This is a genomic window from Haloferax sp. YSSS75 (assembly GCF_046764215.1).
Classification (GTDB): domain Archaea; phylum Halobacteriota; class Halobacteria; order Halobacteriales; family Haloferacaceae; genus Haloferax.
The window spans coordinates 1501331-1517555 of sequence record NZ_CP177206.1; the positions used below are offsets into that span (position 1 = coordinate 1501331).

Consider the following 16225-nt stretch of genomic DNA (forward strand, 5'->3'; position numbering starts at 1 on the left):
CAGCCTGTTTCACTACGCAGTCGCGTAATTTTACACTGGTCTTATCGAGAGAAGAACCCGGCGACCAACACCGTCGCGTAGGCCAAGAGTAAGAGGCCACCGAAGAGACCAGCAGCAGCGAGACTCATGTTCGGGTAGACGACAGAGAACAGCGCCGTCGAGAATGCGTCGACTAGCATCCCGGGGACGACGAGGAGGACTGCGCCTTCGCGCCGTTCGACCCCCTCGATACCTCGCCAACGAAAGACACCGACTGCGAGTCCCCACATCAGGGGAACGGTGAGGACGAATATCACCCCGACGACCAATGGGTTCGCCGGGTCCAACACGAGATGGCCGACGATACGGAAGACGAGTCCTGCGAGGAGGGCGATTGCGAGTCCGACTCCGAGAAGAACGCGCGTCTCCGACCTGGAGAGCCGTGACCGCACGAAGACCTGTGAGCCAGTTGCCATACACAGTCATACGCGGACAACTGGTATCAGCGTTCTCGCTCCGAAGGTGGTATCCAGACGAGGTTACTCCGAGACGCGAACGACGAGCGTCTCGTCTTCGACGTCGAACGTCGTGTCGAACCGTGCGGAACGCTCGCGCATGGTCTCTCGACACCACGACGCGACTGACGCGAACGCGTGATGGACCGCGTAGTCGGCGATTTCTGTCGGTCGTAACCGAAGTCGTTCGACGGTGCCCGCCGTCGACACCTCGACTTCGAAGAGGAAGCTTCGGTCGTTTCGCAACACCGAATCCACCGCGTAATCGTCCACGAAGTCACCCGTGTCGTAGAGGACGAGCGAACCGTCGTACACTTCGACGCCCTGAAAGACGTGTGCACTGTGGCCGTGGACGATGTCGACGCCGTGGTCGACCAACCAGTGCCCGAACGCCCGAAACGACGGTGGCGGGAACTCCCGCATGTTCGGTCCCCAGTGGACCGAGGCGACGACGAGGTCGGGGTCGTCGCGAGTGGCCGCGTCGAGCGCGTTCCCGACGCGTTCGAGACACGACTCGTCTTCCGGGTCGATAGCGACGTACGCCGTCCCGGGTTGGTCGGCGGCGGCGAACTCCGGCGTGTTGTCGGTGAAGGCGACGAGAGCGATATCGAGTCCGCCGACGGTCACGCGACTCGGTTGCCACGCGTCCTCTTCGGTTCGACCAGCACCCGCGTACGGGATTGCTGCCGTTTCGAGCGCCGAGAACGTGTCGGAGAGTGCGTCGTCACCGTAGTCGAGGACGTGATTGTTGGCGAGCGTCACCCACGTGACGCCGACGTCCTGCAGTGCTGGAATCGCCCACCCGGGGTCAGCACGGAAGTGAAACGGGTGATGCGTCACTCCCCACGGTTGGCCGCGCGTCGAGAGACAGCATTCGAGGTTGACGAAGAGACCATCGAGGTCCGAGAGCGTCTCTCGCATCGACCCCCACACCGCGTGCGGCGGGCGGTGTTCCTGCCGCTGGTTCACGAGTCTGCCGAACATCACGTCGCCCGTGAACCCGAGTGTGACCGTCTCAGTCATCGGAACCACCCCATCCGGTCCCGTTTGGAGGAGCGAACCACCACATCATATCGTACGATAGGTGGCCACGTACTGTCAACCCTTGTCACAGATTCTGATACGAATCACCCGACAGTCGTCCGAAGCCACTCGGTAGCGGAGAACCGAGTGTCTCTCCTGTACTCCTGTGCTAACCGTCGCACTCGTTCTGGCCGACAGTGACCCAATTCTGTATTGCGATATTCAGTTTATAAGTCGGAGAGACGACGCACTGTCACGTGGTAGAACACAACACGAAAGTGAAGAGAACGGCGCTCTGCTGTCAGTTATTTGGCAGTCGAGACGATTTTGATGACGTCGCCTTCGCTGAGTTCGTGGTCTTCTGCGATGCGGCGTTTCGACCGGGCGTCGACGGCGTGGAGATAGCCGTCGCCGATGTCGGAGTGCACTGCGTACGCGAGGTCACGGGGCGTCGACCCTCGCGGGAGCAAGAACGCGTCGGGGAGGACGTTCCCCGTCCCGTCGGTCCACTTCGACTCGTTTTGGACCGGGTAGACCGTGATGTGGTCGAGGACGTCGTAGACTGCGGTGTCGATTGCGTTCTGGATGCCGGTTCCGCCGTGGTCGCCCATCAGGTCGCGAATCTGTTCGAGTCCCTTCTGTTGGGGGCCGCTTACGTCACCGACGAGTTCGAAGTCTTCGTCACCAGGGTGGTAGTCGACGAGTCCCGCCTCCCGTGCGCGTCGGAGGGCGAGTTCGCCGTCGGCGGTGGCCGGGATGACGGGTTTCCCAGTCGCGGCGAGTCGTTCGAGGTTCTCTTCGGGTGCGATGTCTATCTTGTTGGCGACGAGGACGATGGGTTTCGTCCGCTGTCGAATCGCACCCGCGAGGAGGAGTCGGTCCTCGTCGGTCCACTCGCGAGGGTTCGGCGAGTAGTCGAGTTCGCGGAGGACGGCCTGGATGTCGTACTCGCTGGCCCCGACGCCGGTCAGGAGGTCCGCGAGGGCGTCGTCGATGTCGAAATCGGGTGACCGGGACTTCCTGACGACCGTCTCCCAGTTGCGCTCGACGATACCCGCCAGCCACTGTTCGAGTTCTTCTTCGATGAAATCGACCTCTTCGACGGGGTCGAACGTCCCGACTTCGACTGGTTCACCCTCCGCGTTCGTCCCGCCGGAGGCGTCGACGACGTTGACGATGACGTCAGCGTTCGTGAGTTCGTCGAGGAACTGGTTGCCGAGTCCTCGTCCCTCGTGCGCACCGGGGACGAGGCCCGCGACGTCGACGAGTTCGACCGAGACGTATCTGATTCCGTCTTCACAGTTGCCACAGCGTTCGTCGCGGTCGAGACAGGGACAGCGAGCACGTGCGTGGGTGACGCCGCGGTTCGCGTCGATAGTCGTAAAGGGATAGTTCGCAACGTCGACCTCGGCGAGCGTCGAGGCAGTGTAGAACGTGGATTTGCCGGCGTTCGGTTTCCCGGCAAGCGCAAGCGAGAGCATGCGTGGACGAACGTCGTGGAGGCGGAAAAACGCTCGCCGTGACGGGAGCGAAATCGGCGGCGGGCGAGACGCCGCTACGACATCCGATTCAGCGCCGCACGCCCGGCGACGAACACGCCACCGCCGAAGAGTGCCAACAGGCCGCCGAAGACGACGACGTACGGGAGAGCGTACGCGAGGGCGACGACGACTGCCCGAAGCGTGACGAATACCCCGTTGACCGACTCGGAGAACGCTTCGAGGACGGGCGTGTCGTACCACTGCGCCGGACCGGGTGGTCGTTCAGAGAGTGAGACGCGAACCGTCGAGAGTGCAGCACGCTCTTCGAGCGACGCTTGCCGCGCTTCGAGTCGTTCGATTTCAGTCTGCACCTCGGTGAGGCGTCGTTCGACGGCGAGGACGTCCTGGGTCGTGTTCGCATCCTCGTAGAGTTCGCGGAGACGGTCACGCTGTGCTCGGAGGTTGCTCAGCCGAGCCTCGATATCGACCAACTGGTCGGTCACGTCTTCGGAACTCGTATCGACGTGTTCGACTTCTCCGAGCGTCTTCGTCTCGGAGACGAACGCGGAGAAATTCTCGGAGGGAACGCGAACGACGAGTTCGCCAGCGCGGTAGGTACCGCCACTCTGTCGAACGACGCGCTCGTTCGAGTCACTCACGTACCCACCGTAGGACTCGGCAGTCGCCTCTACCTCGTCACGTGAGGTGTTGAACTCCTCGACGGTCAGGACGAGACGGCCGTTTTTGATGATGGCTCGTTGCTGAACCTGTGGTAACTCGTCGCCACCTGCCTGTTCGACTTCTTCACCGCTCGTTACGTCTGCAGACATGCTGACACTCTCGCCCCCACCGTCACCGCCACCCATAGAAGCACCGCCAGTACATCCGGCGAGGACGACGAGCAGAGCGACCGCAAGAAGTCTCAATCGCTTGTCCATACACGTCAGTCACTAGGAGGTGGGGTAAACATTGGGTAGACTCAAAGAATGATTGTTCTTATCGCGCGCTCACTCACCCACTCACTCGGCGCTTCGCGAGATGTTCTCGCGGTGGATACGCATCTCGCCACGGGCGCGCATCGTCCCGTCGACGAGTGCGCCCTCTTCGAGCAAGAGGTCCTTACAGGAGACGTCACCGAGGACGCGTGCGCCCTCTTCGATGACGACTTCGCCGTTTCGGGTCGTGACGTCGCCGTGGATTCGAGTGCCTGCGCCGACGACGATATCGTTGCGGGCGCGGAGACTGCCGAAGACGTTGTTGTCTTCGTCGAGGTCGATAGACTTCGCGCGGATATTTCCGTGGATTCGACACGACGACCCAATCGTCGCCGGCGTCGAGACGCGCCACGCGTCGTCGGAGACAGTGGCGTTCCGCGGGATGACGAGGGGGTCGTTCGGGGACTCGCCCTGTAACGTCTCGGCGAGTTCGCCCGCCGCCTCGTCTTCACCCAGTCTGAGCAGTTGCGAGAGGACGATGAAGTAGAAGACGAGCGTCGGGACCGGGTTGCGGATGACGATCCAGCCGTTGGCCTCGAACCCCTCTTCGATATCGACGTCGTCACCGATATCGAGGTCGCCAGAGACCATGAGACGGCCCGCGATGTGAACGCGTTCGCCGAGATAGGCGTCCTCGCCGACGAGGACGTTTCCGGCGACGTCGTCCAACATATCCAGTCGGCAGTCGCCTTCCGCCTCGATGTCGCCGCCGAAGGTGACGCGTTCGCCGGCCAGGACGTTTCGGCCGCGAACACCGAACTCGATGGTGCTTTGCCCACCGACGACGACGTCGCCGGCGGTGACGAGGTCGTGTTCCTCGACGGTCGTCTCGTCCGGAATTTCGAGCGCTTCGAGCGGGTCCGTACCCAGTGACACGGTCCGTACCAACACGCCGGCCATAATAAACGGTCCGCAAGACACACGTCTGACGGATAGCGGTCAGGCGGTATCGCCGCCGACAACGTGCGTTTAAATACGTGCAGGGAAGATGGGGTGATATGACGATTCTCTCCTTCGACGACGATGGTGTCGACGTGGTCTACGAAGGGACGGAGTTCCGTCTCGAAAAGGAACTCATCGAGGAGGCCATCGGGAAATCCTACCCCGACGTAACCGACCACGAGGTGCTGAAAATCGTCGAAAAGCAACCCGCACTCTCCGGCGAACCGCGTCGCGTCCGCGACATCCTCAACTCGGCGTAACCGAGTCGCCGAATCGACTCCTTCCAGTACTGTTCTCCTCGTCGCTCAACTGACTCCGTCCCTGCGTGGGATTCTATTCCCCGTATATCTCCGTCCCCGGGTTGAAATCGGCCCACGCGAACCAGAACATCGGCGAGCGGTCGTTCGCACGGGTCAGGACGGTGCCTTCGTGGGGGCCGTCTATTGCCCGCCCGGTGACGATATCCCACTGTGAGCCTTCGGCGACGAGGACGTCACCATCACGCTCGAATTCGACGGTGTTCCCGTCGACTCTGCGGACGTAGGCCGCGAGCGTGCCGTCCGCCGTCGCCGCGACGACGACGGGGAGCGTTCCGACGTCGTCGTTGACGACGCCAGCGCTCGATACGCTGTCGAATGGATACGCGCGCGCGACGCCGTCGGCGGTGACCCCGACGACGGACGTTTTGGGGTGCATACGGTCGTCAGCCTCGTCGTTGAAGATACCAATCTGACGGGACTGCTGGTAGCTCGTGTAGGGATTCACCTCGTATCGACGGGTCTGTCGTCCGCGAATCGTTCCCGAGACGGGCGGTGGAACGAGCACTCCGGTGTCGGGGTGCGACGCCTTCCACTCACCCCACGTCGTAATCGTCGCCGGGAGGAGCGACAGCGTATCGCCGGTGAGTTCACCACGGATAGCGGTGGCGAGCACCTGACTCCACAGGGAATTCGTCCGGTCGTCGTACATCACGAGGTCGGACATCCACAGGAATCCCGAGACGCCGAAGTACGTCGGTTCTCCCTGGACGAGTCTGTCGGCGACGACGGCGCTTCCACAGAGGGGACAGTACGTGACGACGACGGGACGCCCGTCGAAGGTGTCGTTGACGATTTCGTGCCAGTTCAGGATGGCGAGCGGGTAGGCCCGTGCGATACCGTCGAGTTCGACGCCGACCACCTCGAAGGAGTCTTCGAGTTCGACGTTCACCTCGTCGAACCCGGACCAGTCGTCCGAGTAGACGGGGGCCGTGATAGCCGGAATGGCGTCTTTGGGAGCGCCTCGACGGAGTTCGTCTTCGGGTATCGGAAGGTCGAATCCGCCAGCACTGGTCGGTTGTGACCCACCCCTGGCCCCCGTAGTAGTCGTCTCGACAGGTTCGGACCCGTCACCGTCGCCTGCGACAGGCGGGTCGTCACCGAGACATCCCGCGAGTGCGGACGTGATACCGAGCGCAGCGAGGAAACGACGACGGTTCATACTCGTTGTTTCGTCCGACCGATGTATGAACGACGTGCGGTCTGGTGACGTCCCGCACGACCGGCGACGACGACCGAACGGGGATTCAGAGACTGAGGCGTTCTTCGAGCGAAACTTTCACGATGGATTTGGCGATGGCCGCGCCACCGGCGAAGGGGTCGAGTTTCGTCTCGCCGGCGCGTTCGCGGTACGGAATCGGGACTTCGGCAATCTTGTACCCGCGCATCGCGGGACGGATGAGGAGCTCCGCCGAGAGGCCGGTGTTTTCGGTCCAGTCGATGTCGTGGAGGAGTTCACGTCTGTACGCTCGCATGCCAGTCGTCGTGTCGTGAACCGTCGCACCCATGAGGAAACTCGCGAGACGGGCGAACGCGACGTTCCCGAGGCGGTTGAGTCGGGGCATCGTCTCCGCGCCCTTCGTGATTCGGTCACCCGAGACGACGTCGTAGCCGTCGTTGATGAGGTCCAGGAATTTCGGGAGATACTCCATCGGGTACGTGTCGTCACAGTCAGTCGTGACGATGACCGGCCGGTCAGGAGCGAGAACCGCCGCCTCGACGGCCACACCGTATCCTTGGGGTTCCTGTTCGATGACCCGCGCGCCCATCTTCCGAGCAATCTGTGGCGTCCTGTCGTCGGACCCATCGACGCAGACGACTTCTGCGCGTCCGTCGGTGATGCGGTCGATATCGGCCAGAACCGAACCGATTGCCTGTTCTTCGTTGTACGTCCCCATCACCACGGCGACGTCGTCGAACGTGTAGGTGCTCATTGGACGTGATTGCCCGTTCCCCGACTTGAATTTTTAGGTTTGCCAAAAACAGCGGTTTCAACTCAGGCCGCGCGTGTCGGGTTGGTCTTCGAGTTGCTTCGCCTGGTCGATGAGGAACTCCATCAGACGGGTCGCAGACTTCTCGACGTCTTCGAGTTCGTCGTCTGACTGGCCGCTGACGCGCACCGACAGTTCGTAGAGGCCGAGTTCGACGTGCGGAACCGTCTCGTCGCCATTTCCGTCCTCGTTGTCGTCGTCTGTGCCTCCGTCGGCGGCCCGTGCGGCCTCGTTGTCCGTCACTACCTCTGCCTCGGCAGGCGATTCTTCACCCTCTACGTCGGTCGGGGTGTCTTCGTCCCCGGCGTCGGACTCCTCAGTCATGTGCGCCGGGAAACGCCCGGAGAGCAAAAAGGCGGTGTTTCGAAGTCGAGCGAGCGACGGAGACGAATCAGGCGAACGTCGTGTCGAGTCCGTCACAGGCCCGTTCGTGCAGGCGACCGGTGACCGTCTCCATGAGTCGTTGGAGGTTGACCGTGTCTTCTCGGTTGTACGAGACGAGCGTCTGGAGGGCGTCGTCGTCGCCGCGTTCGTACTCACGCCAGAGGCGGACAGCGTCGCGACCCGAGATGTCCGGTCTGTCCCGGTCGATGCCGACGTCTTTCTCTATCTGTTTCAGGCCGCCGGTCAGGTCGAGCGTCCGGCACGGATACATCAAGTCGACGTGCGGCACGTCGATGTCGACGTCGAACGACGTCTCGAGGAACGGCACGTCGAATCGCGCACCGTTGAACGTGGCGACGAGTTTCGCATCGGCGAACTGCTCGGAAATCGCGTCGGCAGTCAGGTCGTCGCCTCGGACGAGCGTCGTCGTCTCGTCGTCCTGATAGAACGAGACGGTGGTGACTGCGTCGCGTTCGGCAGAGAGACCGGTCGTCTCGATGTCGAAAAAGCACGTCTCGTCGCGGAAGTTCTCGTAGAGACGCCAGCGTTCGCCCGAGGGAAACGAGTCGTCGAAGAACCGCGAGTTGCCGTCGTCGAGGTGTTCACTCGCCTCTGCGATGTACGAGTCGATTCTGTCGGCCGTCTTGGCACCGACGAGCGTGTCGTCGAACTCGTCCCAGTGTGTGACCCCCGACTTCCAGAGATTTCGCTCCGTCCGCTCACCCACCCCATGGACGGGAATGAAACTGTTCTCGATTCGCATATACCATATCGGGGGAGTGGCGTCACCCTAAAAGCGTCGTCGGACCGCCGGGGACATTTTACTCACTCAGGCCCTAGACCGTCTCTATGTGTGGTCGCTATTCGCTCTTTACGTCCACTGAAGACCTCAGAGAGCGGTTCGGCGCGGAACCGACCCGCCCGCTGGAGGCGCGGTACAACTGTGCACCCGGGCAGGAACTCCCTGTCGTCACGAACGACGCACCTGACGAGTTTCGCTTCCTGAAGTGGGGTCTCGTCCCCTCGTGGGCAGACGACCCGAAGGTCGGAAACAAACGAATCAACGCCCGTGCGGAGACAGTCGACCGAAAACGAAGTTTCGCAGACGCCTACGAGTCGCGTCGGTGTCTCGTCCCCGCCGACGGGTTCTACGAATGGGCCAAGACCGAACACGGGTCGAAACAACCGTATCGCGTCGCCTTCGAGGACGACAGACCGTTCGCGATGGCCGGCCTCTGGGAACGATGGAAACCACAGACGAAACAGACCGGACTCGGGGAGTTCGGCAGTGATGGCCCCTCTCGCGAGCAAGAACCACTGGAGACGTTCACCATCGTCACCACCGACCCGAACGACCTCATCTCGGAGTTACACGACCGAATGGCCGTGATTCTCGCTCCCGAAGACGAAGCGACGTGGCTCCACGGTGACCCCGACGAGGCAGCGACGGTGCTCGACTCGTACCCCGACGACGAACTGACGGCCTACCCGATTTCGACGCGAGTGAATAGCCCCGCGAACGACGCACCCGACTTGATAGAGCGCGTCGAGGTGTGAGTTCGGAGTAGTCGATTCCTGAACCGGTCTATTCTACGGAGCACGATAGGCACAGAGCGGGTTTCTTCGAGAGGAGTATCGGCAACTCCGCTGACACGACCACCACCCGAAGATGCCGTGAGGAATGACAATTCAACATCATTTGTGCCGAACTCGTGTAGACCGATTGGGTATAGCGACATGCAATATACGAGTTCGCCGTCGAACAATCCGAATCTGTACTCTCAGGTGTTCACCCCGGTCAAATGAGCCGTTTGTCCACCGAGTAGAGAAAATACATCGTTCGAGCACAGGCCGTCGACGGCACATCGTTCGGACTGGCGTCCGTCCGGGCAGGTTCACCACGAATCGAACGGTGCCAGAATCTGCTGTATCGGAGAGACCCAATCTGAACGCCTGACTCCGGGGGTCGAACCCGGGAGAACCGGGGAGCACGTTCGACCACCACTCGACGAAGACGCTCGCCGAGTTCATCGACTGGCGAGTTCGACGTGTCCATTGGGACCACCACGAAATCGTGCGCTGCCATCGCCACGAAGGCCAGCGCGGCACATTCGACACGGAGCGCAGAGAATGCAGAGAAACGCTTCAGCGGGCGTCTCAGCGACTCCATAGCGGCGCGTGAGTCCAAGCCGTCGACACCCTCTCGCAGGCCAGAGGGTCCACACTCTGGAATCCGACCCGGCCACTCGCCAGGTGGCCTCTGTCTCGGAATGTGACCCCACATCCCAACTCCTGAATCACTGGAAAGAGGGTGTCGAATTTGTACTACCTGGACAACATCCGCCGCCGGCACACTATTTCTGACCCACCTAATATTCGCCAATTTCAGGATGAATACAACTGGGGTTCCGCAGGTTAATTACGTTCGATAGAGTTCGAAATCAGCACACAATAATTCAGAAGTAGTTTTGCCGGAATAATATCGTAATTCGACCATATTTGTTACGAACCAATATGGAGTTGATACAACAACAATCGTCTCTGTGACTGGAGCCCGACGTTCGCGGAGTAAATCGACATGTCAAAATCGGTGTGCCAGAACCAACATCTCCATTCATATAATCATTCAGAACGTTCTAGGATGGAATAACGAAGGCCGCGAATGGACATCTTCGTACACTAACTCCAAGGGTAAACGTAAGGAAGACCACCATCCAGAAATTGAGATTCATTCCAATTATGAGATGGTGACGGACACATCCTGATGTTTGCTCGAGAACACAATTTTACTGCACTCACAGTTCGGCGCGAGACGCCTGAAATCGACCGATACGAGCGAATATTCTTATCCCGAATACTGCTATCAGACTACCGAATTTGGGGCGGCACTATTCCAGATATGACTGCATATTCGCCAGAAATCCAATAGTACAATTTCAGATAAGTTCCCTTATTCGTGATAGTGCCGGTAAATTGAATATCGGCCCCCGTGTCGACCCGTCCATGAGCGACGAGGGCGACCGGGCGACAGTTCTCACCTACGTTCCGGCCCACCAGAAGGAGATTTGGAAGGACCACGCCGACCGCCTCGACATGAGCCAGAGCGAATTTGTCAGAACCATGGTACAGGCTGGACGTGCAAATTTCGAGGTCCCCGAGAGAGGCGACGAAGCGACCACAACCCCTGGGGTCGTCGGGGTGAAGACGGGGCTCCAGAACGGCGGTTCGAATCAGACAGAAAGTGGTGAAAATAACGCTGGTCTCCAGCCGCGAATTATCGATACACTGGAGGCCGATTCACACCGTTCGTGGGACGACCTGGTTTCGGCGCTGACAGACGACATCGAAGACCGCCTCGAATCGGCACTCCAGGACCTCCAGTCGTCGGGGCGAGTCGTGTACAGTGGACGACATGGTGGCTACACCTTGGCGGAGGACGATGGCCGCTGAGCGACCGGCAGACGTGGAGGACCCAGTCGGCTATTTCCTCCAAGATATGACTTACCACGGGAAGACAGACCGGACGAAGACGGCGTACGAACGCGTGCTCCGGGAGTTCGAAGCGTTCCTCGGCGACCCGTCTCGAAACCCCACGGGAACTGCCAAATCTGTCGAAGCGGCCAGCCATCGCGACTGTATGGCGTGGATTCACACGCTCAGAAACCGCGCCGTCGCGTCCAGCACCATCGCGACGTACGCCTCCTACCTCCACCGGTTCTACGCGTATATGGCCCAAGTCGGCGTCTTCGAGTCGAATCCGATGAGTCTCGTGATGGAAGAGATGGACGAACGCGTCGATACGAACCCGGCGCGACGGGAGATATCGATACCGCAGATGCGGGAGTTCGTCCACGACATTCGCCATCCACTAGAACACGCACTCGTCGTGACACTCCTCAAGACGGGAATGCGTGTCGGCGAACTCTGTAACCTCGACTTACGCGACGTGTCGCTCTCGGAGGAGACACCGATAGAGGGTGTCTCGACTCGTGCCGCCCTCGATGGCCGAGGGGCGTCTCTCTACGTCTCGTCGACGCCGAGTGTCGGTACGGTCGAAAACGGGGAGACGCGAACGGCGTCGAATAAACGAAAACGCTCGACTGTCGTCCCCGTCGACGACGAGTTGGAGACTGTCCTCCTGCGTTGGCTTGCGATTCGCCCGGATACAGCCTCCACTGCCGAACCGCTCTTCGTCGGAACCGCATCTGGATGGGGGAAGCGACTCACTCCCGACGCCGTCCACCACATCGTAACCTCTCACGCCGCCGATACCGGGTGGTACCGCAGGGGTGGTGACCGAGAAGAGAACGTCACACCCCACTACTTCAGGCACTTCTTTACGACCCACCTCCGCGACCGGACCGGGGACCGAGGTATCGTCAAGTACCTCCGTGGGGACGTCGCCGGCGACATCATCGACACCTACACCCACAATTGGGGGGATAGAGTGCGTGAGACGTACGAATCGAACATCTATTCACTCCTCTGAGTGGTGAATCCGCTGTCTGGGACGCGACTGATAAATCGTATGTCGCGATATACAATTAGGGACACTCGGCCCCATAGCCGGCTTGGTGGTAACCCTCCCCGTGAGCCTCGCTACCGTGTGTTCTCAAAGCCGTCTTTGCGTTATACATAGGGGGAAGGCCACCCCTTCCCTCGGGGAAACTGTGCAACGACGTGCCTTCCTCGCCGTGACCGGTACTGGTCTCGCGGCAGCACTCGCTGGATGTACCGCAAGCGCGAACGGCGACACGGGCGGAGACGACGACTCAACGCCGGACCCGACACCGGAACCAACATCCGAACCAGTCGACGCAGTCGCCGTCGAGTCGGGCGAGCAACTCACAGTCGTCGTAGGCGACGGCCTCGAAAGCGACGAGATGGGTGTGAAACCACACCACGTCCGTCTGACCAACCCCGAGTCTGCACCGTGGACTGTCCGCGTCGACGTGTCAACTGCCCTCCGAACTGGACACCTCGAAACGTACGAGATACACCCCGACGCCGAGGTTTCTGTCCCTCTCTTCCTCCCCGCCGACTACGAGGTGACTGTGACCGACGTCGAGACGGACGCGACGACGACGGAACTCGTCACCCCCACCGACTTCGACTGTAATCAGTCGTGGACGACGCTTTCGCCCGACGACGGGAGTATTTCGGTCAGTGGCGCGGCGACACGGATGGCGTGTTCGTCGCCGGCCGTCACAGCAGACGAACCGCTTTCGGTTTCGGTTGGAGACGGGTCGCTACCTGACGAGCAAACGAAGCCACGAACACTCTCGATTTCGAACCCGACCGAATCGGCCGAGGAAGTCGACATCAGCCTCGAAACCGACACGGGAGCAGTCGCGTTCGGGAGTGTGTTCCGGGTAGAATCGGGCGCGCGGGTAGACGTGAACCTGACCGAACGACGGACCTTCGTCGCTCGTGTCGGCAGAATCGAGAGCGAAGCGTCCGAGGCGGTCACTGTCGAACCGTCGAGTTTCGACTGTAACAACGTGACGACAGTCGTTGCATTGAACGACTCCGGTGGATTGCAGGCGACGACGCTCTCGACGCTGATGGCCTGTGGCGAAGAACAGTCCGAGCGGTGACGTTAGACCTTCAGTTCGGTCTCTAGGTCGGGCGTCGCGATTAGCTGCTTGACCGTCTCGGCGGCGTCAGTCGCCTCCGCGACGTTCTCCATCAACACCGTCTCGCTCGGGAAGAGGTGTTCACCGAGGACGAGGCCGTGTTCGCGGGCGGTCGAACCGGTCATCGTGAGATAGACACCGAGACCCGTCTCTGCGATAGCGGCCTCTTCTTCCGGCCCGTTGTCGGGGTACGCGAACGTCACGTCGTCGAGACACCGCGTCCCGAGGACGGCCTCGACGAGACGCTCGTACCGGGGTGAGATACAGAGGTCACCTGCGTAGTCGGCGACGAAGTCCCGGTCGAGGTCCGACCCGGGCGGGAGAATCTCGGGGTCGGCCATGAGCGTGTGATAGACCGTATCGCCGAGTCCCGAGACGACGCGAACGTCGGTGTCCATCGGGTCGATACGCGCGTTCACGTCGTCGATACTGCCGAGGCCGTCGGGTTCGAGCGTGACAACCTCTTCGAGGACGAGGTCCGCACTGTCGAACCCGAGGCCGAATTCGTGCGTTCGAAGGGCACGAAACGGTTCCTCACGGCCGACGAGATGGATGTCGACGCCGTCGGTTTCGAAGACGACGCTGTCGAAGACGATGCGTCGTGGCATCCCCTCACGGTCGTCGCGCAAGAGCGTGTACTCGGGCGACGTGTCGTCCGAGAGGTCGCTGTAATCTGCGAGTCGTTCGTACACGTCGCGTTCCGGATGGGTATGGCCCTTCGTGACCGATTTCTCGAACCTGAGGGTCGAGATGATTTCGTCTGCCACCTCGGCGATGCTATCGGTCGTGGCGAACCGTTCGAGCACCGCTTCGAGGGGGCGACCCTTCCGCGGAACGGCGACGCGCACCGTCTCTGTCATCATCGGATGGTCGTGGTGGCCCGCTAAACAGGTTGCGCTTCGGGAAAACGTCTCTGAGAGAGAATAGCTGGAGAGAAAACGACCCGGTTCGGAACCGAACGACTACTCTTCGCCGTCGCCGCCGTCTCCGCCCGCACCGCCACCGAATCCGCTTCCGAACGCTCCGGCGAGGCGTTCACGGAACTCTTCGACTTCGTCGACTGACTCGTTCAGGTCGTCGACGTCCTCCTGAATCGACGAAATCTCTCGTTCGACCTCCGAGAGGGCGTCGAGACGGTCCTGGACGTCCGAGAGTCGGGAGTCGAGGGAGTCCTGGGTTTCGACGATGTCGGCGTCCAGCGACGCGATATCCTCTCGAATCTCTCCGATTTCCTCGTGAAGATTCGACGCCGTCTGTTGGGTGTCTTCGGCGACGCCTTCGACGTCTTCGAGGCGACCGGTCGTCTCGTCGAGACGGTCGGCGACCCGGTCGACGTCCTCCTGAATCGCGCCGAGTTCGTCCGCGCGCTCGGAGAGCGTCTCTTCGACCGAGTCGAGGCGGTCGGAACCTGCGTCGATGTTTCGGCTGGCGGTGTCGATTCTGCGTTCGTGGTCGTCGAGACGGTCTGCGTGGTCGTCCACGCGTTCGTCGACGGCCGAAACCTGCGACTCGACAGATTCGCTGCGGTCGTCGACGGCGGCTATCGTCTCTTCTGCGGCGTCGAGTCGCGACGCGGTGTCGTCTACCGATTCGACTGCGTCGTCGACCATCGTGTCGAGCGCTTCGATGTCCGCACGGAAGTCGTCCATCTGCCCACGGAACTCGGCGATGAGTTCCTCACCCGTCCCCTCTTCGTCGATGAACTCGGCGAGAGCGTCGGAGTACGCCGCGAGGTCCTCCATCTGCGACTGGAGGCGTCGGATGCGGAGGTCAGTCGTCCGTCGCGTCTCGACTTCCACCGCTTCACTGACGACGGCGATATCGTCGTCGTCGGCCTCGCCGGTCCGAATCTCTGCCGCGAGCGCGGCGACGAGACCACCCTCTGCCTCGACAGCGCCCGGCGCGGAGGCGCTCTCCGCCGACTGACTGGCAGACTCGGCCGCGTCTACGTCGCTCGCATCGGGTTCCGATGTCTCTTCTTCGGCCGAAACAGGCTCTGCCACGTCCTCATCGACGTCTGCTGCAGCGCCGACGGTGGACTCGTCGGCGTCGACATCGGCGGTGTCGACAGTGGCATCGACGTCGGCGTCTGCCTCGTCGGCTTCGGTGTCGGTGTCCACGGGTTCCGAGACGGATTCGTCGGCGTCGACGGCCACCGCGGCAGTCGCCTCGTCTGCGTCCGCCTCGTCCTCGCCGGCACCCACGTCGGTGTCGTCGGCTACCTCGTCGTCCTCGTCGTCGTCCAGAATGATGGCGTCGTCCGTCGGTTCGCTGACGTCGTCGGTGTCGGCGGCACCGAGTGCGACTGCTTCCTCGTCGTCGGCGTCTTCTGCCGTCACAGCGTCCGGTTCGTCAGTGTCTTCCGTCTCGTCAGCACCGGCCACGTCGTCCGATTCGTCCGTCTCGTTGCTCTCGAAGGCGGCCGCAAGGTCCTCGTCAGAGGGGATGTCGCCGAGTTCGGGCCCATCGTTGGCGTCGGCGTCCGCCTCGTCGTCTCGGGCCGGTTCTCGCTTCCCCGCGAGAACGTCTCGAACGAGTTGACTTCGGTCTTCGCCGAGGATGTCGTCGATATCCTCCGGGTCGATACCACCGTCGACCGGGATGCGTTCGAGTGTCGGTTCTTCGAGGAAGTCGGTTTGTTCGTGGCCGCCAGTCAGGCGAATTCCGTAGACAGTGACGACTTCGTCGTCGGCTTCGAGCGTTCGTTCGTACTCGACGCGGTGGTCCTTGTAGGCGGTCCAGTTCTCGCTGTCGTAGTCGGGGTGGAACCCGACGCTCTCCATCGAGAACGACTCGGGGATGCGGTCGATAACGCGGACACGCGTCGGTTCGTCCAGCGTCGACGAGATGACGAACTTTATCGCCGGGACGGGGAATTCGTCCGCGGCGAAGGTCTTTTCCACAGTGACCTCACCATCGGAGACAGAGAGTATCTCTTCGGGCTCGTGGCTCATAGCGCCCC

16 protein-coding genes are annotated in these 16225 nt (G+C 61.4%); 5 read left to right on the forward strand and 11 right to left on the reverse strand.

Translation table 11 applies throughout. The features are described 5' to 3' along the window. Positions 1-41 precede the first annotated feature (41 nt). From ACK3R5_RS07920 to ACK3R5_RS07940, 5 genes are all read right to left on the reverse strand, one after another. Complete coding sequence (locus ACK3R5_RS07920; protein ID WP_411968605.1) at positions 42-455, reverse strand: DUF5367 family protein; 414 nt, start codon at positions 453-455, stop codon at positions 42-44. A 63-nt stretch (positions 456-518) separates the two neighbouring features. After that, entirely contained in the window at positions 519-1517 is a 999-nt protein-coding gene (locus tag ACK3R5_RS07925; RefSeq protein WP_411968606.1) for a CapA family protein, read from the reverse strand. Positions 1518-1822: 305 nt separating this feature from the next. Further along, on the reverse strand, positions 1823-2998 hold the full coding sequence (locus ACK3R5_RS07930) for a redox-regulated ATPase YchF (RefSeq protein WP_411963526.1): 1176 nt from the start codon (positions 2996-2998) through the stop codon (positions 1823-1825). A gap of 74 nt (positions 2999-3072) precedes the next feature. Continuing rightward, positions 3073-3936 (reverse strand): DUF4349 domain-containing protein, encoded by an 864-nt coding sequence (locus ACK3R5_RS07935; RefSeq protein ID WP_411968607.1) that lies wholly within the window; start codon positions 3934-3936, stop codon positions 3073-3075. 81 nt (positions 3937-4017) lie between these two features. After that, on the reverse strand, positions 4018-4869 hold the full coding sequence (locus ACK3R5_RS07940; protein ID WP_411963528.1) for a polymer-forming cytoskeletal protein: 852 nt from the start codon (positions 4867-4869) through the stop codon (positions 4018-4020). A gap of 122 nt (positions 4870-4991) precedes the next feature. On the opposite strand from ACK3R5_RS07940, the gene ACK3R5_RS07945 reads away from it, so the two are divergent. Next, positions 4992-5195, forward strand: coding sequence for a DUF5800 family protein (locus ACK3R5_RS07945; protein ID WP_411963529.1), 204 nt, complete (start codon positions 4992-4994; stop codon positions 5193-5195). A gap of 73 nt (positions 5196-5268) precedes the next feature. On the opposite strand, the gene ACK3R5_RS07950 is transcribed toward ACK3R5_RS07945, so the two are convergent. The 4 genes from ACK3R5_RS07950 to ACK3R5_RS07965 form a co-directional block, all read right to left on the reverse strand. Continuing rightward, positions 5269-6414: a DUF3179 domain-containing protein gene (locus tag ACK3R5_RS07950; RefSeq protein WP_411968608.1), complete on the reverse strand. Its 1146-nt coding sequence runs from the start codon at positions 6412-6414 to the stop codon at positions 5269-5271. A gap of 85 nt (positions 6415-6499) precedes the next feature. Then, a complete protein-coding gene (locus ACK3R5_RS07955; RefSeq protein ID WP_411968609.1) occupies positions 6500-7186 on the reverse strand; it encodes a dolichyl-phosphate hexose transferase in 687 nt (228 codons plus the stop codon). Positions 7187-7243: 57 nt separating this feature from the next. Continuing rightward, a complete protein-coding gene (locus tag ACK3R5_RS07960; protein ID WP_411968610.1) occupies positions 7244-7567 on the reverse strand; it encodes a hypothetical protein in 324 nt (107 codons plus the stop codon). 67 nt (positions 7568-7634) lie between these two features. Then, on the reverse strand, positions 7635-8390 hold the full coding sequence (locus tag ACK3R5_RS07965; RefSeq protein WP_411968611.1) for a ribonuclease H-like domain-containing protein: 756 nt from the start codon (positions 8388-8390) through the stop codon (positions 7635-7637). 86 nt (positions 8391-8476) lie between these two features. Here ACK3R5_RS07965 and ACK3R5_RS07970 point away from each other — a divergent pair, with 86 nt between their 5' ends. The 4 genes from ACK3R5_RS07970 (at position 8477) to ACK3R5_RS07985 (ending at position 13224) form a co-directional block, all read left to right on the forward strand. After that, positions 8477-9184 (forward strand): SOS response-associated peptidase, encoded by a 708-nt coding sequence (locus ACK3R5_RS07970; protein WP_411968612.1) that lies wholly within the window; start codon positions 8477-8479, stop codon positions 9182-9184. A gap of 1446 nt (positions 9185-10630) precedes the next feature. Then, the gene (locus tag ACK3R5_RS07975; RefSeq protein WP_411968613.1) at positions 10631-11077 is read left to right on the forward strand and encodes a DUF5805 domain-containing protein; all 447 of its coding nucleotides are present in this window, start codon (positions 10631-10633) and stop codon (positions 11075-11077) included. After that, positions 11067-12116, forward strand: coding sequence for a tyrosine-type recombinase/integrase (locus ACK3R5_RS07980; protein WP_411968614.1), 1050 nt, complete (start codon positions 11067-11069; stop codon positions 12114-12116). The genes ACK3R5_RS07975 and ACK3R5_RS07980 overlap by 11 nt, the downstream gene beginning before the upstream one ends. 181 nt (positions 12117-12297) lie before the next feature. Beyond that, on the forward strand, positions 12298-13224 hold the full coding sequence (locus ACK3R5_RS07985) for a hypothetical protein (protein WP_411968615.1): 927 nt from the start codon (positions 12298-12300) through the stop codon (positions 13222-13224). A 2-nt stretch (positions 13225-13226) separates the two neighbouring features. Here ACK3R5_RS07985 and ACK3R5_RS07990 read toward each other — a convergent pair whose 3' ends face one another. Next, positions 13227-14123, reverse strand: a complete 897-nt coding sequence (locus ACK3R5_RS07990; protein WP_411968616.1) for a hypothetical protein — start codon at positions 14121-14123, stop codon at positions 13227-13229. 102 nt (positions 14124-14225) lie between these two features. Further along, positions 14226-16217 carry a hypothetical protein gene (locus ACK3R5_RS07995; RefSeq protein ID WP_411968617.1) on the reverse strand — a complete coding sequence of 664 codons (1992 nt, stop codon included), beginning with the start codon at positions 16215-16217 and terminating at the stop codon, positions 14226-14228. Positions 16218-16225: the final 8 nt, after the last annotated feature.